The organism is Rhodococcus sp. 66b, from assembly GCF_002076325.1.
GTDB lineage: Bacteria > Actinomycetota > Actinomycetes > Mycobacteriales > Mycobacteriaceae > Rhodococcus_F > Rhodococcus_F erythropolis.
Genome location: NZ_MUZB01000006.1, coordinates 103480 through 125514, shown reverse-complemented (window position 1 = coordinate 125514; position 22035 = coordinate 103480). Strand labels below are relative to the sequence as shown.

Genomic DNA, 22035 nt, shown 5'->3' with positions numbered 1-22035 from the left:
CCATCCGACAAGGAGGTCCGGTCATGGAACAAAATCAGCTTCGAGGCATCTTCGGCCAATTCGCCAGCGGCGTCACCGTCATCACCTGCACCAACGCCGACGGTCAGCCACACGGAGCCACCGTCACCGCATTCACGGCAATCTCCCTGGAACCACGCCTGTGCCAGATCACGATGACGCGAAAGTCCAAGGCGTGCGGCTACCTCGGCAACGCGCCGTTTGCCGTCAACATCCTTGCCGCCGACCAAGTGGACACGGCCATGCATTTTGCCGGCCGACCGCAGCGCACCGAACCGAAGTGGATCGACGGACCGACCGCCCCCCTGCTCGACGGCGCCGCAGCAACCATCTCGTGCGTCCCGTGGAAGGAGTACGACGGCGGTGACCACATCATCTTCATCGGTGAGATCGTGGATGCGCAGTCGAGTGGCAAGGATCCGCTTCTGTTCTACCGAAGCACTTTTCACGACCTAGGCGCCACCTCGTCGACCACAGTCTGGAACGGCAGTCAGGACGACCCCCACAGCGGATGGTTCGACGCCACCACTTCCTTCACCCCGATTCATCTTCAGCCCGCACCCCAAACGATCTGAAAGGCTTTGCCATGACGACCACCGAAATTCCTCCCACCGGCGTCGACCCCGCAGATTCCGGAGCGCCACAGGTCAATCCGGCCGCCGACAGCGAAGCCAACCGCACGAAGAACTTCGCCACCCGGCCGATGACGGGCGACGAGTACATCTCGAGCCTGCAGGACGGTCGCGAGATCTGGCTTCACGGTGATCGCGTCAAGGACGTCACGACGCACCCCGCCTTCCGGAATCCGATCCGCATGACCGCAAGGCTGTACGACGCTCTGCACACGGGCGAGCACGTAGACGCCTTGACCGTTCCGACGGACACGGGCAACGGCGGTGTCACCATGCCGTTCTTCCGCACTCCGACGTCGTCGGCTGATCTGCTCAAGGAACGCGACGCCATCGCGACGTGGGCACGTATGACCTACGGCTGGATGGGCCGCTCCCCCGACTACAAGGCAAGTTTCCTGGGAACCCTCCACGCCAACAAGGAGTTGTACGCACCGTTCCAGGACAACGCCGAGCGCTGGTACCGCGAATCGCAGGAGAAGGTTCTGTACTGGAACCACGCGATCATCAATCCCCCGGTGGATCGCCAACTTCCACCTGACGAAGTCGGCGACGTCTTCATGAAGGTGGAGAAGGAAACCGACGCCGGTTTGATCGTCAGCGGAGCCAAGGTGGTCGCCACCGGATCGGCGATCACGAACTACAACTTCATCGCTCACTACGGTCTGCCGATCAAGAAGAAGCAGTTCGCCTTGATCTGCACGGTACCGATGGACGCTCCGGGTGTGAAGCTGATCTGCCGCACCTCGTACACCGAACATGCTGCGGTGATGGGCAGTCCGTTCGATTACCCGCTGTCGAGCCGCATGGACGAGAACGACACCATCTTCGTCTTCGACAAGGTGCTGGTTCCATGGGAGAACGTCTTCATGTACGGCGACGTCGACCGGATCAACGCATTCTTCCCTCAATCGGGTTTCCTGCCGCGCTTCACCTTTCAGGGCTGCACTCGCCTGGCCGTAAAGCTCGACTTCATCGCCGGACTGTTGATGAAAGCACTCGAAGCCACCGGCGCTGGCGGCTTCCGCGGAGTTCAGACCCGTGTCGGCGAGGTGATCGGGTGGCGAAACCTCTTCTGGTCGTTGACCGAATCGATGGCACGCGATCCCGAACAGTGGGTCGGCGATTCGGTGATACCGAAGCTCGAGTACGGCCTCACCTATCGAATGTTCATGATCCAGGGGTACCCGCGGATCAAGGAGATCATCGAACAGGACGTGGCGTCGGGCCTGATCTACCTGCCCTCGAGTTCACTCGACTTCAAGAGCCCGGACGTGCGTCCGTACCTTGACAAGTACGTTCGTGGTTCGGACGGCATCACCGCCGTCGACCGGGTGAAAGTCATGAAGGCGCTGTGGGATTCGATCGGCACCGAGTTCGGCGGCCGACACGAACTCTACGAGCGCAACTACTCCGGCAACCACGAAAACGTCAAGGCGGAACTGCTGTTCGCAGCCCAGAATCGTGGACACGCAAGTTCCATGAAGGGACTGGCCGAGCAGTGCCTGAGTGAATACGACCTCGACGGCTGGACGGTCCCTGACCTCATCGGCAACGACGACGTCTCGTTCTTCAAGAACCGGTAACCCCCCTCGGCAGGTAGGGCGGACTCGCGCTGTCGAGTCCGCCCTTGTCGTCGTCTTCAGCAGGCATGGCCCATCTAGCAGAATTCGACGAACACTGCACCCTTGGTCAGGACTAGGCAATTGCCTAGTGTGACCCGAGACACACGATGTCAAGGTGAATTCAGTACCGGACGCAGCCCCGTCCGGAAAGCGGGTCCCACCGATTTTGTCCGACAGCCCTCGGCTTTCTCGGTAGGCGCCCACTCTTATCTGGAGGACACCCATGACGGATATGTTGGATGCTGCCCGCGGCACCGACCAGTTCGCGAACATCCGCGCTGTCCTCGACGACGCGCTCGTCGAGGACCCGGAGACCGGCCGCTACCAGGTGCGGCGCAGCGTCTTCACTGACGAGCAACTGTTCGAACTCGAGATGACGCACATCTTCGAGGGCAATTGGATCTACCTCGCGCACGAGAGCCAGATCCCGAACGTCGGCGACTACTTCACCACCTACATGGGCCGTCAACCCATCGTGATCACCCGCAACAAGGACGGCGAATTGGGTGCGCTGATCAACGCATGCAGCCACCGCGGTGCGATGCTCTGTCGCCGTAAGACCGACAACCGAACCACCTTCACCTGCCCGTTCCACGGCTGGACCTTCAACAACAGCGGAAAACTCCTCAAGGCCAAGGACGCTCGCACCGGCGGCTATCCGGAGCAGTTCAACAAGGACGGCTCACACGACCTGACCAGGGTGGCGCGGTTCGAGAACTATCGCGGCTTCCTCTTCGGTAGCCTCAACCCCGACGTGCTGCCGCTCGAAGAGCACCTCGGTGACACCACGAAGGTCATAGACATGATCGTCGATCAGTCACCTGACGGACTCGAAGTTCTGCGCGGTGCTTCCACCTACACCTACGACGGCAACTGGAAGCTGCAGACCGAGAACGGTGCCGACGGCTACCACGTGTCTTCGACGCATTGGAACTACGCCGCTACCACCGCTCGCCGCACCGCCGGTGAATCGTCGAACGAGACCAAAGCCATGGATGCCGGTACCTGGGGGAAGCAGGGCGGTGGATACTTCTCCTACGACTACGGCCACCTCCTGCTCTGGATGTGGTGGGGCAATCCCGAGGACCGTCCCCTGTTCGAACGCAAGGCGGAGCTGGAAGCTCAGTTCGGTTCCAAGAAGGCCGAATTCATGGTCGGTGCGTCGAGGAACCTCTGCCTGTACCCGAACGTCTACCTCATGGATCAGTTCAGCAGCCAGATCCGGCACTTCCGTCCGATCTCCGTGGACCAGACCGAAGTCACCATCTACTGCATCGCTCCCAAGGGAGAGAGCGCCGAAGCACGCAGCAACCGCATCCGTCAGTACGAGGACTTCTTCAATGCCAGCGGTATGGCCACCCCGGACGATCTCGAAGAGTTCCGTTCCTGCCAGAAGACCTACCAGGCAGCCGGAGCCCCGTGGAACGACCTCAGCCGTGGTGTCACACACCAGATTCCCGGTCCGAACGACGTCGCGAAGGATCTCGGCATGAATCGCGTGCTCTCGAGCGGAGCCAAGACCGAGGACGAAGGCTTGTATCCCATTCAGCACGGGTACTGGCGCGACGCCATGCTTGCGGCCGTAGATGCCGAGCAAGCCGCTTCCAACCGGACCATCTGAGGACGATCACCATGACTGTCACCACCACCAATGCCGTCGCCCTCGAAACAGTGCAGCAGTTTCTCTACCGTGAGTCTCGCTATCTGGACGATCGCGAGTTCGAGAAGTGGATCGAGTGCTACCACCCCGATTCCGAGTACTGGATGCCCGCATGGGCGGACGACGGCGAGCTGACCACGGACCCGGCCGCAGAGATCTCCCTGATCTACTACCCGAATCGCGGCGGTATCGAGGATCGCGTGTTCCGAATCAGGACTGACCGTTCCAGCGCGACAAGCCTTCCCGAGCCCCGCACCGGTCACAACATCACCAACGTGGAAGTGATCGAAGAACGCGGCTTCGTCGTCGACGTCCGCTTCAATTGGTTCACGCTGTACTTTCGCTACAACACGGTCGACACCTACTTCGGCACCTCGCACTACACGATCGACTTCTCGGGCGAGCAGCCGTTGATCATGAAGAAGAAGGTAGTCCTCAAGAACGACTACATCCATCACGTGGTCGACATCTACCACTTCTGACACGACTTCCCTTCGAATCGAGCTGTTTCCATGAGCATTCAAGCCGCGCCGACCTTTCAAGTAGCCCTGAGTTTCGAAGACGGCATCACCCGCTTCGTCGAATGCAACACCGACGAGACCGTCGCGGACGCGTCGTACCGCGCACGAATCAACATTCCGCTCGACTGCCGCGACGGAGCTTGCGGCACCTGCAAATCGCTCTGTGAGTCAGGCACTTTCGACGCCGGCGACTACATCGAGGAGGCCCTGACGGATGACGAAGCCGAGCGGGGATACTGCCTTCCGTGCCAGATGGTGCCGGAATCAGATCTCGTGCTGCAGATTCCCACCACGTCGGCGGTCGCCAAGACCACTGCCGGTTCGTACACGTCCACGATCACCGAGATCATTCGCCATTCGGATTCCACGGTGGGTTTCACCGTCGCAGTCGACAACCGCGCAGATCTGGTCTTCCTCCCCGGTCAGTACGTGAACATCCTCGTTCCCGGAACCGAAGCGACGCGGTCGTACTCGTTCAGCTCCGGCCCTGAGGTCGAGTCGGCGTCGTTCCTGGTCAAGATCACCCCGGGTGGTCTGATGTCCGAGTATCTCAGTCAGCGTGCGCAGGTAGGCGACACTCTCGAATTGACCGGACCGATGGGTAGCTTCTTCCTCCGGTCAGGTCAACGGAGAGCCCTACTGCTTGCCGGCGGAACCGGCTTGGCCCCGCTGCTCTCCATACTGGAGAAGATGCGTGCCGAACGCTCCACTCGGCCAGTTCATCTGGTCTACGGCGTCAGCTCCGACACCGATCTCGTCGAGCTCGACAAACTGCATGGCTACGCGGAGTCTTTACCCCAGTTCACCTTCGACTACTGCGTATCCGATCCCGACAGCACAGCACCGAACAAGGGCTATGTCACGGGTTTGATCGAGCCCGATCACCTCGACGACGGCAACGTAGACGTGTACCTGTGCGGCCCGCCGCCGATGGTCGAAGCCGTACGTCTGCACTTCAATGACGTCTCGATCACACCCACTAACTTCTACTTCGAAAAGTTCAACAACGCGGCAGCACCGGCTGATTCACCGGCCACCTCGGCCGAAGAATCTACAGCCGGCACGTACGAGATCGGTGAAGAACACCTGCCGGTCACGGAGTCGGACGCACAGTTCGACGCTCGGATGGCGCTCGAACTCGGAGCAATGGAACTCACCATCGGCCGCCTCACTCCGGCACAGTTGACGGAGTACCGCATTCTGGCGGAGAACTCGGCCACTTCCATCGACCGCGATCATTTCACGGACGCAGCGGCATTCACCGAAACCAATGCCCTGTTCCACGACTTCCTCTTTCGCTGCACCGGAAACGAAGTGCTGCTGCAGGCATACCACCGTCTCGAGGTCACACAACTGATGAACCGAGTGCTCCGCACCGCCGATTGGGTGGACGAACATGTCGCGGAGGATCACTCACGAATCGTGCGTGCATTCGAGCAGAATGATCGCGCCACGGCCCGTGATCTGATCGTCCGGCACAGCGAACACGCCAAGTCGACGATGCACCGCGCCATCACTGACGCTCGGGAAAGTGTGGCGTCGTGAGCACGAGATTCTTCGCCGGCCGGTTCGACGACCGGGTCGTGGTCGTCACCGGAGCGGCTCAGGGGATCGGGCGCAGCGTTGCCGAAAGAGTTTCCGCAGAAGGCGGTTCCGTCGCGCTTGTGGATCGAGCTGAACTGGTTCACGATATCGCGATACCGTTGATACGATCCCATTCGGTGACGGCGGACCTCGAGACGTTCGAAGGTGCCCAACACGCAATAGATTCCGCGTTGGAGCACTTCGGGCGCATCGACGTCCTGGTCAACAATGTCGGCGGGACCATCTGGGCCAAACCCTACGAGCACTACACGCCGGAGCAGATACAAGCCGAGGTCACACGATCGCTGTTCCCCACGCTGTGGACGTGTCGAGCGGTACTGCCCCATCTGATCAAGCAGGCGAGCGGCACCATCGTCAATGTCTCCTCGGTCGCCACCCGCGGCGTCAACCGTGTTCCGTACGCGGCGGCCAAGGGCGGGGTCAGCGCGATCACCGCGGCCTTGGCAATGGAGGTCGCGCAACACGGAATACGGGTTGTGGCAACCGCTCCCGGCGGAACCGAGGCGCCACCACGCGTCGTGGCACGCGGGCCGGGCGCCGAGACCGACGAGGAGAAGGCCTGGCACCAGCAGATCGTCGACCAGACCGTCGACTCGTCGCTGCTCAAGCGTTACGGCACCCTGGACGAACAGGCTGCCGCCATCACTTTCCTTGCCTCCGAAGAGGCTTCGTATGTCACCGGAACGGTCCTTCCCGTTGCCGGTGGCGACCTCGGCTGAATCCAGCCTCCCCCGATTCCTGATCTCTCGAACGGAGATTCGCCATGTCCTCGATCGAACGTGGTTCCTGGGCCAGTGCCCGCCATCGCTCGTCAGTGTTGTGGGTGGTCACCATCGCCGCCATTGCCATTCTGTTCGACGGATACGACCTGGTCGTGTACGGCACGATCCTGCCGGTACTCATGGACGACCCCAGCCATATCGGCACCTTGACCGCATCTCAGGCCGGCGCTTTGGGTTCGTATGCACTCGTCGGAGTGATGGTCGGCGCACTGACGTGTGGAGCGATCGGCGATCACTTCGGTCGCCGAAAGATGATGCTGGTCAACATCATCTGGTTCTCGGTCGGAATGGCATTGGCAGCGTTCGCCACCAGCATCACCACCTTCGGTCTGCTGCGGTTCTTCACCGGCATCGGTGTCGGTGGGCTTGTCGCCACCGCCGGAGCCATGATTGCCGAGTTCGCGCCGCCGGGACGCCGCAATCTGTTCAACGCCATCGTCTACAGCGGTGTCCCGGCCGGTGGCGTCATGGCTTCCGTCCTGGCAATCGTTCTCCGCGATTCCATCGGATGGCGCGGACTGTTCCTCATCGGCGCGCTGCCATTGGTGTTCCTGTTCCCACTCGCCTGGTTCAAACTGCCCGAGTCTCCCGCGTGGCTGATTGCTCGCGGACGTGTCGAGGAAGCTCGCGCCATTTCCTCGAAAACTGGAATTCCATTGCCTGTCGGTACAGATCGACCCAACGGTGCCGTAGCCGAGAAAGTCGGCTTCCGAGCGTTGGCGAGCAGACAATATGTCTGGGGCACCGCGCTTCTCGGCCTCATGAGCTTCGCCGGCCTACTCCTGACCTACGGACTCAACACCTGGCTGCCCAAGATCATGGAAAACGCGGGATACAACGCGAAGGGTTCGCTCTCGTTCCTGTTGGTACTCAACGGCGGTGCCATCATCGGTGGACTTCTCGCCTCCAAGATCGCAGACGTCACCGGTCCGCAGCGGGTTGTCGCAACCACCTTCGGCCTGGCCGCACTCGCCCTGCTCCTGTTCACATTCGGGTTTCCGCTTCCCGTACTCCTCGCCTCCGTTGCCATCGCGGGTGTCGGAACCATCGGTACTCAGGTTCTGATCTACGGATTCGTGTCCAATTACTATTCGACGGCCGCTCGGGCCGCAGGTGTTGCGTGGTGCGCCGGATTCGGGCGTCTGGGCGGGATATTCGGGCCACTGATCGGAGGAAGTTTGATCAGCGCCGGAATCAGTTCCGAATCGGCATTCTATGTCTTCGCAGGCATCGCGGTGCTGGGCGCCATCGTCACCTTCTTCGTGCCGAAGCAAGCACCCGAACTGGGCACCACCGTACTTCGACCCGATGAAGTCCGTGCCGAAAAGGAAACCCGCGGTGAGCCCGGCGTTACGGTAGTCGGGTGACACTTCGTGACCTGTTGCTCGGCCGAGAACGCGAGCTCGCCGTTCTCGGCCGAGCCCTGGCCGCGGCAGAGACAGGAGTGCCGACTCTCGTGCTGGTCGAGGGCGATGCCGGTAGCGGTAAGTCCACTCTCGTCGACCGGTTCGCCGAAATCTCCTCCGCTCATACGCTCCGCCGCGCTCGTGGGTTGGAGTGGGAATCGAACAATGCCTTCGGGGTGATCGAACAACTACTCGAACGTCCGGTATCCATTTCGGAGCCGTTAGCCGTTGCACACGAGATCGTCGACGCAGCGGAGCACCCGACCCTGATCGTCGTCGATGATGCCCATCACAGCGATGTCAGCTCGCTTCAGGCAATCACCTCCGCCCTTCATCGAGGCCGAACGGCCCCACTGTTGTTCGTCCTCGTCGCCGAGGAAACCCCGTTCCTGCGCGAGGATGTCAGGAAGATTCTCGACCTGCACTGGTCGACGCGTTTGCACATCAGCCCCCTCGACACAGCCGTCATCATCGACATCGCGCGCATGCGAAGCGGAATCGACCTCAGTTCCGGCGTCGCGCTTCAACTTCAGGATTTCACCGCGGGCAACACACTCGACATCGTCTCGCTCCTCGACGAGCTGCCACCGGCCTATTGGACCCAGTGGCACCGAACCTTGCCCGTCCCTCGTCATCGTGCGGTGGCGATCGCCGCCGCCCTCGCTGCGTGTTCGGCGGGAGCACGAACGTTGATCGAAGCCGCAACAGTTCTCGGGCGCAGCACGACGTTGTCGCATCTTGCTCAGCTAGCCGAAATCGACGACGTGGTCGGCGCCTTGGACAGCGCCTTTGCCAGCGGTCTCCTCTCCGTCCACGAGCAGCGCGGCAGCACCGAAGTGTCACTGAGCAGCACGATGGTCGCGGCCGCAGTGCGCGGGGCGTTGGGGCCCGCGCACTTGCATCTGCTGCACACTCGCGCAGCCGAGATCGCTTGGGGAGAAGGTGAGCGGCTTTTCCACCTTGCCGCCGCCAGCACCACCCACGACGAGGACCTCGCCGCCGAACTCGTTGCGTACGCATCACTACGAGCATCCGACGGCGCGTGGTCGGAAGTCGCCGACGCCATGGTCACGGCAAGCCGTCTCACCACTGCCAGAACCGAACACGAGGACCGTCTGCTCCGCGGAGTCGACGCGCTGACCGGATCGGGTGACATCCCCCGCGCCATGGTCTTCGTGCCGGAGATCGAGAGTATTTCGCGCGGGCCTCTCCGCGACGCCGTCCTCGGCTACCTCGCCATTCACCGAGGGCGACCGACCGAGGCCGCCGATCTTCTGACCAGAGCGTGGGACAGCTGCAGCGTGGACCGTGAGCCAGGCACCGCTGCGATGATCGCCCAACGAATGGTCCTTCATTCTCTGGCTCGGCTCGATGGCACAGCCCTCGTCGAGTGGGTTGACCGCGCAGTCGAATTGGTGGGCCCTTCGGATCCCGCAGCAGTGGAGTCCGAAGCGATCAAGGGTCTCGGGCTCGGCGCTACCGGAAGAACCGAGAATGCGCTCGCGGCATACGACGAACTGTCCGATCGCGTCCGCCCCGGAGCACAAGCACAGCGTTTCCAGATGGGACGCGGATGGCTCGAGCTTGCTTTGGATCACCCGGAGTCTGCCAGACGTGACCTCGAAAGTGCGGTGTCCACAGAGTTTTCCAGTGGTTCGGCAAGAATCTCGCTGTGGGCACAGGCCTGGCTCGCCCGCACTCAATTCGCGCTCGGCGCCTGGGACGAAGCGCTCTCGACCGTCGAGGGCGCCGGGGCCGAGGTGGATCGGTTCGAGATCGAGATGATCCGGCCGTTGGTCCACTGGTCGGGAGCACAGATCCACGCTCTGCGCGGCAACTGGGAACTGGCCCGTGACCACGTGCGACGCGCGTACGCCGGCGTCCACGCCTACGAAATCATGTACGTTCCTGCACTTCTCGCCAGAGCGCAGGTTGCCGAGGCCGCCGCCGACTACGCCGAAGTCCTGGTGGCGCTGGCTCCGCTCACCGCGAGCAAGGCGCAACAATGGCTAGACGAGCCAGGGTTCTGGCCGTGGGTCGATCTCTACGCCAATGCACTGGTCATGGTCGGGAGAGCCGATGATGCCGACGCCTTTCTGCAACCACACGAGCAGACGGCACGACATCGTGAGCACCGCTCAGCTGCGGCACGTCTCGGCTACGTTCGCGGCCGGATCCACGGCGCACGGGGCGAACTCGACTCGGCAAGAATAAGTTTCGATGCTGCACTACTCGGCATCGAGACGCTGCCACTCCCCTACGACCGAGCCCGAATCAATTTTGCGTACGGCCAAACTCTCCGCCGGGCGGGAAAACGCGCAGAGGCAGACGTCGTCCTCCGGGCCGCCCGCGAGCTATATCACTCGTTGGGCGCCGCTACTTACGTCGAGCGCTGCGAGCGCGAACTCCGCGCGGGCGGGTTGAACCTCTCGCGGACGGAGAAGGGAATCACCGACCTGACTCCGCAAGAGCGAGCCGTCGCCGACCTTGTCGCGGCGGGCAAGTCCAACAAGGAAGCTGCCGGCGAATTGTTTCTCTCCGTCAAGACCATTCAATATCACCTCACGCGCGCGTACGCGAAGCTCGGACTGCGATCACGGAGCGAACTCGCAGCTTTGTTCCGCGACCGGGGGCTTTCGGATCCACATCAGGAGAACTGAGAACATGTCGGACACTTCGACGACCGCGCCCGTTCGCGTCGTCACCGAGCCACTCCCCCAACCGCTCTACAGCCCGAAGCGCGTCGTGCACGACTTCGGCGGAACGTCCATTGCCAACGGAATCATCGGCATCGTCTTCTCGGCGACCGGGCCGGTAGCAGTCATTCTCGCCGCGGGGTTGGCGGGTGGACTGAGCCAAGCTCAATTGGCCTCTTGGCTTTTCGGTGCCTTCTTCGTCAACGGCATTTTGACCATCACGGCTTCCTGGTTGTACCGGCAGCCGCTGGCCTTCTTCTGGACGATTCCTGGAACCGTTGTCGTCGGAGCGTCGTTGGAGCATCTGCCGTGGGAGCAAGTGCTCGGAGCGTTCTTCGCGACCGGCGCCTTGATCTTGTTGTTGGGATTGACCGGGTGGGTCACACCAATCATGGCCGCATTACCCATGCCCATCGTAATGGCAATGGTGGCGGGTGTTTTCCTTCATTTCGGAACCGATTTGGTCGAAGCGCCCGCTCACGACGCGGTGATCGCCCTGCCGATGATCGCCGCCTTCGTCGCTCTGAGCGTGTTCGCCAAGGTGGGAAGATTCGTTCCGCCCGTTCTCGGCGCTTTGATCGTCGGCGTGGTCGTGATACTCGCGACCGGAAGATTCAACTCCGTCGGCGACGCGCATGGGTGGCTGGCGCATCCGATGCTGACCACGCCAACCTGGTCTTGGCAAGCGATGATCGAACTGGTTGTACCGCTGGCGATCACAGTCGTCGTCGTGCAGAACGGCCAAGGAATCGCAGTCCTCCGAGCAGCCGGTCATCAACCGCCGATCGGGACAGCAACGGTTGCCTGCGGTGTGTTCTCTCTCGTGAACGCGGCGGTGGGGTGCGTGTCGACGTGCCTGACCGGGCCGACGAACGCGTTGCTCACAGCGTCGGGAGAGCGGGCACGCCAATACACCGCCGGAATCTTCTGCGGCCTACTCGCCGTCGTCTTCGGACTGTTCGCCCCGACTTTCGTCGCGATGATGTTGGGAACTCCGATGGCATTCATCGTCACTCTGGGTGGCCTGGCCATGCTCAAGGCCTTACAGGGAGCCTTCGTGACCGCATTCGGCGGGAAATTCGCCTTCGGGGCCTTGATCGCGTTTCTCGTGACGATCTCCGACGTCGAACTACTCAATATCGGAGGCGCTTTCTGGGGACTCGTGTTCGGGGTCATCGCCTCGCGAATCCTCGAGCGTGGTGACTACCCCGACCGGGTCGCGATCTCACGAACGCGTTGAACTCGGCAGACTTTGGGCGATTTGGTCGAGGATATCGGCAACGTCCGCAGGTGCCGCGAGCATGGGGGAATGCCCCGTCGTCAAAGTAAATACCCTCTCACAGGAGCGCCGGGAGACCATCTCACGTTGATGTGCAGGAGTGATGACAAGATCGCGAAGGGTTTCAATGTAGTAGCGAGGCACAGACCCTTCCCGTTCCGGCGTCAGCGACACCGAACCACTGAAAACACTCATCGGTTGCGGGCGAAGGTTTGACATCGATTCTCGCGCCACCTCGTCGGCGCAGTCCCCGAACAAGAGCATCGGGTACAAATTCAAGGCAACCTCAGGGTCGATCCCGAGTTCATCGCAGGCGAAGAACAACCGCGCAGCGCTACTGTCCTCTTGCGAACTACTAAGGCAGGATTCCCCGTCCCCAGGCAGGGTCGCGGCCAGGTAGACGGCAGCAGCAACACGCGTCGGATGCATTTCTGTCAGTTGTGCCGTCAGTGTTCCGCCCATCGAGTGGCAGACAAGTATCACGTCCCCAGGCAGTTGAACCAGCTCAGCCGACAGCTTGGAAAGCGTTGATTCCCAAGTTATTTCTTCAGCTTTCGTCGTGTCTCGACCCAAGCCCGGTTGATCGGTAGCCAGAGCCGTGTGCCCACGTCTCTCCAGCGCCTCGACCACATAGTCCCAGCACCAGGCTCCGTGTCCTGCGCCATGAATCAACATGAACTGCGCCATTGCTCTCCAGCTTTCGATCGACCGATGTGATCTACAGCATGTTCCTGCCGACATCGGTGCACTAATGCCTAGTTGAACTAGCGCTATACCCAAAGTGAACGCACCAGCACCGGATATTCGGCGCACGCCAGGCGATCTCCAGTACATTCCTGATCCCGTGACGACTGCCCTGGCATGCGAACATTCGCATACTCGACTTTGACAATCATTTACATTAAGCAGTAGATCTATACCCATGCACCTCAACACCCGCATGTCGCGGCGCCTCACCCTTGCCACATCAGTTGGCCTCTCACTCGCCCTCGTCACGGGCTGCTCGTCCGACAACAAGGACTCGGCCCCGTCGGAGACCACCACGACAACCGCGTCCGCACCCACCGAACAAGCCTCGGCAACACCGCGTCTCGCAGTCTCCTACGACGGCGGCATCCTGGTGTTGGATGCAACTTCGCTCGACGTGGTCGGCGAGACCAAGATCAACGGCTTCACGCGACTCAACCCGGCCGGCGACGGTCGCCACGTCATGATCTCGTCGGGTGAGGCGTTCAAGGTGCTCGATACCGGCACGTGGTCCTCGGCCCACGGCGACCATTCCCACTACTACACAGCCGATCCCGCGATGTCCGAGGTCGAGTTCGCAGCCAACGAACCCGGACACGTTGTACGCCATGCCGGAAAGACTGTCCTCTTCAACGACGGCTCGGGACTCGTCGAGATCTTCGATCCGGCGCAGTTGGCAAAACGCCAACCTCGCGTCGAGACGTACACCACGCCAGAACCCCATCACGGCGTTGCGGTCGCACTTGCCGACGGCAGCCTGTTGACGACCATCGGAAATTCGGAGTCCCGCAACGGCATTGCCATCCTCGATGCCGACCGCAAGGAAATCCTGCGCAACGAACAGTGCCCCGGTGTCCACGGCGAAGCAGTCGCTGCCGGCGAAGCCATCGTGCTGGGCTGCCAGGACGGGTTGCTCGTGTACAAGAACGGAGCGATCACCAAGGTCCAGAGTCCGGATGCATACGGCCGCATCGGAAATCAAGCAGGCTCGGAGGAGTCGGACATCGTCCTGGGTGACTACAAGACTGACAAGGACGCCGAACTCGAACGTCCGCAACGGGTCTCGCTGACCAACACGACGACGTCCGATCTCAAGCTCGTCGACCTCGGCACCAGCTACACCTTCCGCTCACTCGGCCGCGGACCGCACGGAGAGGCACTGGTGCTCGGCACCGACGGCGCCATCCACGTCATCGACCCGAACACCGGCGTCGTCACCAAGAAGATCGCCGTCATCGACGCATGGACCGAGCCCACCAAGTGGCAAGAGCCCAGGCCGGCACTCTTCGTGGAAGACCACACCGCGTACGTCACCGATCCCACGTCGAAGAAGCTGATCGCCGTCGACCTCGAGGACGGCAGCATCCTGACCGAGACCACCCTCGATCACGCCCCCAACGAATTGACCGGTGTCACCGGCTGATTCAGATCCTCACCTCAGGCCCCCATCTCACACCGAGATGAGGGCCTGAGCCGTTCTCGTGCTTCGCCTACTGACCAGGGAATCTCGACACTTAGGCAGTCCTTGAGGTGCTACGACGCGCACCTCGGACAATCGGAGCTGTTGTCGCCCAGCTCTGCCGGAGCTGAGCGATGAGCAGGACCACAATTGACCGCGGCACAAGTCAGCATGGAATAACTCCGTATGGAGGTTCGTTGTAGATGGTGTCGGTGTTCGGTTCTTTGCCCCGGGTACCATCCCAGAATTGCCACTTCGAGTGGCCACTTGCCGAGAGGCGCAAGACGGGCACCGACGCGCTGGAGCCGCTGGACACCTTTCGGTGCCAGCGGCTTTGTCGTCTGAATGATCAGGCCGGGTTTTCGCCGGCAGCGACGTCGAGGATCCACGTCACCCCGAACGCATCGGTGAGCATGCCGAATCCGGGGCTCCACGCCGCCGCGGCAAGACCCTCGATGATGGATCCACCGACAGAGAGTTTGGCCCAGTAACCCTGCACCTCTTCGAGCGATTCACCGCGAACCGAGACGAAGAACGGTTGGTCGGTGATCGTGGTGCCGTTCTCGCGGTGCGTCGTGCCGGCATTGGCGGTCGAGCCGCCCGACTGTCCGGGGATGTCGTACGCCATCACGCTGAAGCCGTCCGCGGTTTCGACTTGGCCGAACACAATGTTCTCAGCGCCAGGCACATCCTTGGGCATTCCGAAGTCGCCGTAGGTTGCGATCGTGACCTGGCCACCGAAGACGGACTGGTAGAACTCCAGAGCCGCGCGGGCGTCTCCGCGGAAGTTGAGGTGGGTCGTTGTCTTGATGCTCATGTCTGCTCCTAGTACGAACGTCGCCCGGGTTTTCCCTGACAACGTCGACTCTCACAGCCGTATAGGACTGTTTTCGTCCTAGACTCGTCGTAGTCTCACGACATGGCGACCACCACTCGGCTCTTGAATCTGCTGTCCCTCTTGCAGACGAGGCGCGACTGGCCGGGCGCTCTACTCGCCGAGCGGCTCGACATCAGCCACCGCACGGTCCGCCGCGACATCGACCGGCTCCGGGAGATGGGTTACAGCATTGCGGCGACCATGGGCCCGGACGGCGGATACCGACTCGACGCCGGCAGCGAGCTACCACCCCTGCTGTTCGACGACGATCAGGTCATCGCCTTGGCAGTCGCTCTGCAGGCGGCGACGCTGACCGGCGTCGGCATCGAAGAGGACGCAGTGCGTGCGCTGACCACCTTGCGGCAAGTGATGCCGTCGCGTCTGCGCCATCGCCTCGACACACTCACGTTCACCACGATTTCGACCGATTCCAGCGACGCAGACTCGGTGTCCCCTGAGGTGCTCGTAGCGATTTCCGCAGCGGTGCGCGCTCGCGAGGTGCTCCGCTTCGACTACTCGAACGGCCGCTCAACTGACAACATCGAAATAACACCCCCACGCCGCGTGGAGCCACATCATCTGGTGACCTCCAAGCGTCGCTGGTACCTCGTCGCGTGGGATCTCGAGCGAGACGACTGGCGAATCTTCCGCGCCGATCGCATCACTCCACGCACCCCGAACGGCCCGCGGTTCACACCGAAGGGGATCCCCGGCGGTGACGTGAGCGAATACGTGGCCGCGCGCTTCAAGGGATCGGAACATATCAACAAATGGCCGTGCCACGGCAAGGTCGTTCTCCATCGACCAGCCAGTTATGTTCTTCCCTTTGTCGAGGACGGCGCCGTCGAAGATCTTGGCCCCGACCAGTGCAGCCTCGAAGCCGGATCATGGTCCTGGGCGGCGCTGGCAGCCTCCTTCAACCGATTCGACACCGACATCGATGTCGTCGGCCCGGCAGAACTGACCCACGCTTTCGCACAACTCGCCGCCCGCAATGCCGCGACTGCTGCGAGTTAGGCAGTCGTTGTGAATGAGATCCAGGTCTCCAACACAACCGTGCGTCCGTGGGTTCATGTAGGTTTCAAGTCCTCAGAGGACCTGAGGACTTGAAGACCTGAACGAAGGGATGCCCAAGGAGATGAAGAAGGGGCAAGTTGCGTTTCTCACCGGCACACACGTCGTGAACGATCTGTACCAGGGGGCTGTACCTGCACTGTTGCCGTTCATGATGCTGGAACGCGGATATTCCTACTCCGCGGTTGCCGGAATCACGCTCGCCGCGACCGGACTATCCAGTGTCGTGCAACCCGCATTCGGCATGCTGGTCGATCGAAAGAGCCGGAATTGGCTGGTACCCACAGGTTTTGTGACGGCCGCAACGGGAATTGTCGTGGCCGCGATGAGCACCACCTACATCGTTACTTGGCTGGCAATTGCTTTGGCCGGCATCGGCATTGCCGCATACCATCCGCCCGCCACAAATTTGGCACGCGCAGCTGGAGGTCACTCGCAGAAGGCCATGAGCGTGTTCTCCGTGGGCGGCACGTTGGGAGCCTCACTGGCGCCACCGTTCGTCACGCTCGTGGTCGGCTCGCTCGGATTGTCCGGCGGCTACCTGCTCGCAGTTCCTGCAGTGGTAGCGGCTATTTGGTGGATCGTCGCCCAATCACGATCGGCCGGCACGGGCACGGACGCCGAATCAGCCCAGTCGTTGAGTTCGCAGCTAGCAGCGAACGGTCCCGTGTCAGATGATTGGCGCTCGTTCACCCGACTCGTGCTGGTAACGGTGTGTTGGTCAATTCCATATGTGACCACGCTGTCGTTGGTCTCACCGTACGTACTCAACGGACTGAACGGATCATCCTCGAGTGCAGCAATCGTGTTGTCCTCCTTCACCTTGGCGGGAGCGGCCGGCACGCTACTGGGCGGAGTCCTCGCGGACCGTCGAGGTCGACGTGCATCCATCCGACTCGGTTACCTGCTTGCGGTACCTTCACTGGCATTGCTCGCCGCGGCTCCGAACGTGGCAATTGCCGAACTTGGAATCGTGTGTCTCGGATTCGCGATGTTCTTGCCCTTCGCGCCACAGGTGACGTTGGCGCAGGACTACCTACCGAACCGCCCAGGCACGGCAAGTGGGGTGACCCTCGGACTCGCAATGTCAGTGGGAGGCATCGCCTCTCCGCTGTTCGGTTACCTGGCAGATCACTTCGGACCGCGCATGGCGATCGGGGCGACAACTGCAGTGCTGTTGGTCGGAGCCGTCATCGCATTCACCTTGCGCGATCGACGCCTCGACCCGGAAGACGAGACGGAGCGCGAACTGGACGTCATCGCCCTTCGATAACCCGACAGACTGCACCGTAGTCTGAAGATTCATCGGAGGACATGAAGTGTCACTCGGTGGGCCGCTCCACGGCGGTTCACCGAGTCAGTCAGGAGCAGACACATGGCAGTGCGCCAGGTCAAGCAGCAGTCACTGGTACAGAAAGCCGCAGACGAACTTGCGCGCCTCATCGGCGACGGCGAGTGGCCGGTCGGGACGAAAATCCCGAACGAGCAGGATCTGAGCACGCTCCTCGGAGTCGGGCGTTCGACCGGCAGGGAAGCCGTGCGTGCACTGATCGCGTCGGGACAGCTCTACTCTCATCAAGGATCCGGCACCTACGTCATGTCCTCGACTCCGGTCACAGAACTCGAGCGAGAACTCAAACGCTCGGACCGCCGCGAAGTCTACGAAGTGCGCAGACTCCTGGAGGTGGAAGCGGGCCGTCTGGCTGCCATGCGTCGAACTTCCGCCGACGTCAACCTGTTACGGGTGGCACTCGAAGCCCGTGAAAATGCTTCGACACCAACAGAATTTGTCGACGCTGACATGGAACTACATCGCGCCGTGGTGAATGCTGCGCACAACAGCGTGTTGTCGATGGTGTTCGATTCATTCATCGAAACGCTCCGCAACTCGGCCCTGGACGTGATCACCGACGTCACGGCACGAAACCCCCAATCCATCGACGACGAAGCCGCTGCCCACCGAGATCTGGTGGAAGCAATCGTCGCGGGTGATGCCGACGCTGCCAGCGCGGCAACGCGCAGGAACATGGACGGGCTCGACTGACCCTCTCTATCGTTGTCAGGCATGACGTCCACATCGCTCCCTCCACGGGGTCTCCGGATCGGTCTGTCCGCCATCGCGTGGCTCAACCTGCTCTCTGCGCTCGTAGGAATGGCGGGCCTGACGATCGGCGGCGGGATGGGCCTGCCTCCTGAATGGATCGAGGGAACCGTCTTCCCTTCATATTTCTGGCCCGGAATCCTCCTCGGCGTTGTCGTCGGAGGCATCCAAGCCGCCGCGCTCTTCGCTCAGCACAACAGGTTCCGCCTGGCATGGGGCCTGCACGCCGCCGCCGGCCTGACGATGATGATCTGGATCTTCGTCGAAATCGCCATGATCCTCGTCTGGTCGCCGCTGCAAGGCATCTTCTTCACCACTGGATTGGCCCAGACGATCCTCGCCGTTCTCGCACTCGGCGCCTGGCCCCGCCCCTTCCTCCAACGAACCGACAGCCATCACGGTCAGTGACGAATTACATTGGGATAGAAGGTCACTAGGACCGACCTCGATGCTCTCCATCGCCCAATCCAGCTCGACCCCCGACCGTCAACTGAAATCTGTTCAGCCGATGAGGTCTTTCGAGAAGTTCAGCGAGTCGAAAGACCTGTTCGCTACGAGTTCCAATTGCCTCTGTGTTGCACCGTCTCGGGCGCGCTGAGACATGCCTTGGATGACTACACCGATGAACTCGGCAAGGTCCTCGGGATCGCAGTCAGCGGGCATGAGTCCGTTGGCGATATCGGCTGCGATCCTCTGCGACAGCAACACCACGTTGGCATTTCGCATGTCGCGCAATCGGTTTGCTATGTGACTGTTGGCGTCGGTCACGCTGACCGCCGCGCTGATGATCAGACAACCACCCGGACAAGACTCGTCGGTGTAATGGGACGCCGCGTCGTTCAAGAGGCGGCGAATCAATTCGGATGCCTCGCGCTCTTCGGCGAACGCCCGGTCCATGAAGTCGCCGCGAGTCGCGTTGTAGTGATCGACGGCGGCAAAGAACACTCCTTCCTTGCCGCCGAAAGCACTGTAGAGACTCGGTGGATTTATCTGCATCGCAGCAGTCAACATGGCAACGGATGTCCCCTCGTAGCCGTGCTCCCAGAAGGCATACATCGCCTTGTCCAAGGCCGCGTCTACGTCGAACTTCCGCCCTTGTCCCGGCACCCCGGCCATGCAACCTCCCAATTCCGCAGCATCTACCGATCCAAATGTGATCTATTCTACTCTTGTAGCGATCACTATGCGAATGTCCTACTGTTCTCCTCGAAAGTTCATTTCGTTCACTGAAGTACCGCCGTACTGCTGACACAGCTCGCGAACGCTCTTTCACACCGTCTAGGGGGATCGACATGCGTAGTGCCGCTTCATTCAAACTGGGTCTCAGCCACAGCGCGGCCACCGATTCGACATGGAAGGTCGAAGCGGTCAAACAGGTCGAGTATCACGTGATTGCCGCACGAAATCTGTTCGCCAAGGACAGCACTCGACTACTCGACGGGTGCAGCGCAGCGTCGCTACACCGCGGAGACCGACGCTTGATCATCATCGACGCGAACGTCGACCGAATTCACGGGGATAGAATTCGAGGCTACTTCGAACACCACGGAATACGAGCATCCTTCGTACCGATGCGAGCCGACGAGACGGTCAAAGAGTGGGGTTCTGCGGTGCGGGTGGTCGACGCGATGAACGGATTCGGCATCGACCGACGCGGGGAGCCGGTAATCGCGATCGGCGGGGGTGTTCTACTCGACATTGTCGGTTTCGCCGCGAGCGTCTACCGCCGCGGAACGCCGTACATCCGGGTCCCCACCACACTGATCGGCCTCGTCGACGCCGGGGTCGGCGTCAAGACCGGAGTCAACTACGGCATGGGCAAGAATCGACTGGGGACGTATGCACCGGCCCTGGCAACTTTTGTCGACCGAGCATTCCTGCGTACCCTCGACAACCGACACTTGTCCAACGGCCTTGCCGAGATACTCAAGATGGCCTTGATCAAATCCCTCGACCTCTTCGAACTGCTGGAAATCTTCGGGGAACGATTGATCGATGACAGGTTTCAGGGCTCTTCCGACGAACTCGACACAGCAGCAACACAAGTCATCGCCGAGTCGATCCACCTGATGCTCGAGGAACTGCAGCCCAATCTGTGGGAATCCTGCCTCGAACGCTGCGTCGACTACGGCCACACATTCTCGCCCACGCTCGAGATGGAAGCACTACCGGAACTTCTGCACGGTGAAGCCGTAGCTGTCGACATGGCATTGACGTCTGCACTGGGTTATTTGCGGGGAAGTATCAGTGAAGCTGAACTTGATCGCGCCCTGACTGTAATGAGGCGCCTCGGCCTTCCCACCTGGAACGACGTCTTGTCCACACCGGGCGTCCTCGGCGCCGCATTGGCCGACACAGTGCGTCATCGGGACGGGCGGCAACGGCTGCCTTTGCCGGTCGGGATCGGTGGACACCACTTCGTCAATGATGTCACGATCGACGGAATCAACTCTGCCTCCGCCCTTTTGAACAGGAAGAGCGACGAGCTACGCGTCCGTGAGACGTCGGTGACGAAGGTCGCGTCATGAGGTGGGGCGGCCTCTACATCGAAGGCTTCGGCTCATACCTACCGGACAGGCGGGAACAAGCCTCCGACATGGTGACCGAAGGACGGTTCGATCCCGTCGAACAGCAGAAGACCGGACAGACTTCGGTTGCAGTGTCGGACCCTGATATCGGCGAATCCGCGCCGGAGATGGCAGTCTTCGCAGGCAGAGCTGCGTTGGCCGACAGCGGAATCAGCAGCAACGAAATCGACCTACTCGTGCATGCAGTGGTTCTGCACAACGGCCTGGAGGCGTGGAACTGCGGCGCCTACATTCAGAACGAACTTGGCATCGACGACTGCCTGCCGATCGAGATCCGAACAGCCTGCGCCGGAGCAATCGTCGGAATCGAACTGATCGGCCGCTGGTTCGACGGACACGGCAAAGGCCTGGTAACTGCATCCGACGCTTGGCGTCTCCCCCTGTTCGACCGGTGGAATTCCGACAGCGGTCTCGCCTACGGAGACGGCGCGGCCGCTGCTGTCATCGGCCCGGATCCGGGTCCCTTTCGTATTCTTTCGACTTCCGTAGTCACTGATGCACACCTCGAGCAGATGCACCGCGGGCACGAGCGCACAAGCATGCCTGTCTACGGCACCGCCGACCCGATCGATCTCCGAGCACGGGTGGGGGGCTTCACCGAGACTCACTCCATCGACGAGTTCTGGTCACGCAACGCGGCCGCTCTGTCTCGATGCGCTGAAACAGCTTTGGGTGATGCCGCCACTCATCACGGTGACATCGCCACCTGGATCGTACCGAATTTCGGCAACGTCCTACTCCGCAAACAATGTTTCGAGCCGCTGAAGATCCGCGCCGAGCAGACCTTGGTCGAACTCGGCAGAACCATCGGCCACACCGGTGCTGCCGACCCACTACTGGGCCTCGACCTGCTCCGCCGCAGCAAGGCCCTGCACCCCGGAGACCGGATCATGCTCACCGGCATCGGCGTCGGGTTCACATGGGGATGCGCAGTCGTCGAATACACCGGATACGAGAAGGGATAGGCC

The 22035-nt window shown here is 61.4% G+C and carries 19 protein-coding genes; 16 read left to right on the top strand and 3 right to left on the bottom strand.

Going from position 1 to position 22035, the window contains the following annotated elements; translation table 11 throughout:
- Window positions 1–23: 23 nt before the first annotated feature.
- The 9 genes from B0E55_RS12940 to B0E55_RS12900 all read left to right on the top strand — a co-directional run bounded on the left by B0E55_RS12940 (window position 24) and on the right by B0E55_RS12900 (window position 12182).
- Window positions 24–593 (top strand): flavin reductase family protein, encoded by a 570-nt coding sequence (locus B0E55_RS12940; RefSeq protein WP_019745631.1) that lies wholly within the window; start codon window positions 24–26, stop codon window positions 591–593.
- Window positions 594–604: 11 nt separating this feature from the next.
- Window positions 605–2233, top strand: a complete 1629-nt coding sequence (locus B0E55_RS12935; protein WP_020971036.1) for a 4-hydroxyphenylacetate 3-hydroxylase family protein — start codon at window positions 605–607, stop codon at window positions 2231–2233.
- Window positions 2234–2495: 262 nt separating this feature from the next.
- The gene (gene benA, locus B0E55_RS12930) at window positions 2496–3893 is read left to right on the top strand and encodes a benzoate 1,2-dioxygenase large subunit (RefSeq protein WP_003940124.1); all 1398 of its coding nucleotides are present in this window, start codon (window positions 2496–2498) and stop codon (window positions 3891–3893) included.
- 11 nt (window positions 3894–3904) lie between these two features.
- Window positions 3905–4414, top strand: coding sequence for a benzoate 1,2-dioxygenase small subunit (benB, locus tag B0E55_RS12925; protein WP_080909839.1), 510 nt, complete (start codon window positions 3905–3907; stop codon window positions 4412–4414).
- 30 nt (window positions 4415–4444) lie between these two features.
- On the top strand, window positions 4445–5998 hold the full coding sequence (benC, locus tag B0E55_RS12920) for a benzoate 1,2-dioxygenase electron transfer component BenC (protein WP_080909838.1): 1554 nt from the start codon (window positions 4445–4447) through the stop codon (window positions 5996–5998).
- A complete protein-coding gene (locus tag B0E55_RS12915) occupies window positions 5995–6777 on the top strand; it encodes a 1,6-dihydroxycyclohexa-2,4-diene-1-carboxylate dehydrogenase (RefSeq protein ID WP_080909837.1) in 783 nt (260 codons plus the stop codon). The genes benC and B0E55_RS12915 overlap by 4 nt, the downstream gene beginning before the upstream one ends.
- Window positions 6778–6821: 44 nt before the next feature.
- A complete protein-coding gene (locus B0E55_RS12910) occupies window positions 6822–8207 on the top strand; it encodes an MFS transporter (RefSeq protein ID WP_080909836.1) in 1386 nt (461 codons plus the stop codon).
- A complete protein-coding gene (locus tag B0E55_RS12905) occupies window positions 8204–10906 on the top strand; it encodes a helix-turn-helix transcriptional regulator (protein ID WP_080909835.1) in 2703 nt (900 codons plus the stop codon). The genes B0E55_RS12910 and B0E55_RS12905 overlap by 4 nt, the downstream gene beginning before the upstream one ends.
- Before the next feature lie 4 nt (window positions 10907–10910).
- Window positions 10911–12182 carry a benzoate/H(+) symporter BenE family transporter gene (locus B0E55_RS12900; RefSeq protein ID WP_080909834.1) on the top strand — a complete coding sequence of 424 codons (1272 nt, stop codon included), beginning with the start codon at window positions 10911–10913 and terminating at the stop codon, window positions 12180–12182.
- Here B0E55_RS12900 and B0E55_RS12895 read toward each other — a convergent pair.
- Entirely contained in the window at window positions 12168–12908 is a 741-nt protein-coding gene (locus B0E55_RS12895) for an alpha/beta fold hydrolase (protein WP_157902080.1), read from the bottom strand. The genes B0E55_RS12900 and B0E55_RS12895 overlap by 15 nt on opposite strands.
- A 235-nt stretch (window positions 12909–13143) precedes the next feature.
- Here B0E55_RS12895 and aztD point away from each other — a divergent pair, with 235 nt between their 5' ends.
- A complete protein-coding gene (gene aztD, locus B0E55_RS12890) occupies window positions 13144–14391 on the top strand; it encodes a zinc metallochaperone AztD (protein ID WP_080909832.1) in 1248 nt (415 codons plus the stop codon).
- A gap of 385 nt (window positions 14392–14776) precedes the next feature.
- On the opposite strand, the gene B0E55_RS12885 is transcribed toward aztD, so the two are convergent.
- Complete coding sequence (locus B0E55_RS12885; protein WP_019745645.1) at window positions 14777–15244, bottom strand: VOC family protein; 468 nt, start codon at window positions 15242–15244, stop codon at window positions 14777–14779.
- Window positions 15245–15346: 102 nt separating this feature from the next.
- On the opposite strand from B0E55_RS12885, the gene B0E55_RS12880 reads away from it, so the two are divergent.
- The 4 genes from B0E55_RS12880 to B0E55_RS12865 all read left to right on the top strand — a co-directional run bounded on the left by B0E55_RS12880 (window position 15347) and on the right by B0E55_RS12865 (window position 18887).
- Complete coding sequence (locus B0E55_RS12880; protein ID WP_080909831.1) at window positions 15347–16321, top strand: helix-turn-helix transcriptional regulator; 975 nt, start codon at window positions 15347–15349, stop codon at window positions 16319–16321.
- A 121-nt stretch (window positions 16322–16442) separates the two neighbouring features.
- Window positions 16443–17651, top strand: coding sequence for an MFS transporter (locus B0E55_RS12875; RefSeq protein ID WP_020971048.1), 1209 nt, complete (start codon window positions 16443–16445; stop codon window positions 17649–17651).
- A gap of 102 nt (window positions 17652–17753) precedes the next feature.
- Entirely contained in the window at window positions 17754–18422 is a 669-nt protein-coding gene (locus tag B0E55_RS12870) for a FadR/GntR family transcriptional regulator (protein WP_046379429.1), read from the top strand.
- Window positions 18423–18443: 21 nt separating this feature from the next.
- Window positions 18444–18887 (top strand): hypothetical protein, encoded by a 444-nt coding sequence (locus tag B0E55_RS12865; protein ID WP_020909394.1) that lies wholly within the window; start codon window positions 18444–18446, stop codon window positions 18885–18887.
- Window positions 18888–18980: 93 nt separating this feature from the next.
- Here the strand turns inward: B0E55_RS12865 and B0E55_RS12860 are convergent, their stop codons facing one another.
- Window positions 18981–19595: a TetR/AcrR family transcriptional regulator gene (locus B0E55_RS12860; RefSeq protein WP_019745650.1), complete on the bottom strand. Its 615-nt coding sequence runs from the start codon at window positions 19593–19595 to the stop codon at window positions 18981–18983.
- Between the two features lie 176 nt (window positions 19596–19771).
- Between B0E55_RS12860 and B0E55_RS12855 the strand changes: the two genes are divergently transcribed.
- Window positions 19772–21007: a sedoheptulose 7-phosphate cyclase gene (locus tag B0E55_RS12855; RefSeq protein ID WP_080909830.1), complete on the top strand. Its 1236-nt coding sequence runs from the start codon at window positions 19772–19774 to the stop codon at window positions 21005–21007.
- Entirely contained in the window at window positions 21004–22032 is a 1029-nt protein-coding gene (locus tag B0E55_RS12850) for a 3-oxoacyl-ACP synthase III family protein (RefSeq protein WP_020971052.1), read from the top strand. Before B0E55_RS12855 ends, B0E55_RS12850 begins: the two co-directional genes overlap by 4 nt.
- Window positions 22033–22035 lie beyond the last annotated feature (3 nt).

Excerpts from the sequence above, each read along its gene's own strand:
- benB (WP_080909839.1), top strand. The coding sequence starts at position 3,905 with ATGACTGTCACCACCACCAATGCCGTCGCCCTCGAAACAGTGCAGCAG.
- B0E55_RS12855 (WP_080909830.1), top strand. The coding sequence starts at position 19,772 with ATGCGTAGTGCCGCTTCATTCAAACTGGGTCTCAGCCACAGCGCGGCC.
- B0E55_RS12900 (WP_080909834.1), top strand. The coding sequence starts at position 10,911 with ATGTCGGACACTTCGACGACCGCGCCCGTTCGCGTCGTCACCGAGCCA.
- benA (WP_003940124.1), top strand. The coding sequence starts at position 2,496 with ATGACGGATATGTTGGATGCTGCCCGCGGCACCGACCAGTTCGCGAAC.
- B0E55_RS12885 (WP_019745645.1), bottom strand. The coding sequence starts at position 15,244 with ATGAGCATCAAGACAACGACCCACCTCAACTTCCGCGGAGACGCCCGC.
- aztD (WP_080909832.1), top strand. The coding sequence starts at position 13,144 with ATGCACCTCAACACCCGCATGTCGCGGCGCCTCACCCTTGCCACATCA.
- B0E55_RS12865 (WP_020909394.1), top strand. The coding sequence starts at position 18,444 with ATGACGTCCACATCGCTCCCTCCACGGGGTCTCCGGATCGGTCTGTCC.
- B0E55_RS12850 (WP_020971052.1), top strand. The coding sequence starts at position 21,004 with ATGAGGTGGGGCGGCCTCTACATCGAAGGCTTCGGCTCATACCTACCG.
- B0E55_RS12935 (WP_020971036.1), top strand. The coding sequence starts at position 605 with ATGACGACCACCGAAATTCCTCCCACCGGCGTCGACCCCGCAGATTCC.
- B0E55_RS12875 (WP_020971048.1), top strand. The coding sequence starts at position 16,443 with ATGAAGAAGGGGCAAGTTGCGTTTCTCACCGGCACACACGTCGTGAAC.
- B0E55_RS12870 (WP_046379429.1), top strand. The coding sequence starts at position 17,754 with ATGGCAGTGCGCCAGGTCAAGCAGCAGTCACTGGTACAGAAAGCCGCA.
- B0E55_RS12910 (WP_080909836.1), top strand. The coding sequence starts at position 6,822 with ATGTCCTCGATCGAACGTGGTTCCTGGGCCAGTGCCCGCCATCGCTCG.
- benC (WP_080909838.1), top strand. The coding sequence starts at position 4,445 with ATGAGCATTCAAGCCGCGCCGACCTTTCAAGTAGCCCTGAGTTTCGAA.
- B0E55_RS12940 (WP_019745631.1), top strand. The coding sequence starts at position 24 with ATGGAACAAAATCAGCTTCGAGGCATCTTCGGCCAATTCGCCAGCGGC.
- B0E55_RS12895 (WP_157902080.1), bottom strand. The coding sequence starts at position 12,908 with ATGGCGCAGTTCATGTTGATTCATGGCGCAGGACACGGAGCCTGGTGC.
- B0E55_RS12880 (WP_080909831.1), top strand. The coding sequence starts at position 15,347 with ATGGCGACCACCACTCGGCTCTTGAATCTGCTGTCCCTCTTGCAGACG.
- B0E55_RS12860 (WP_019745650.1), bottom strand. The coding sequence starts at position 19,595 with ATGGCCGGGGTGCCGGGACAAGGGCGGAAGTTCGACGTAGACGCGGCC.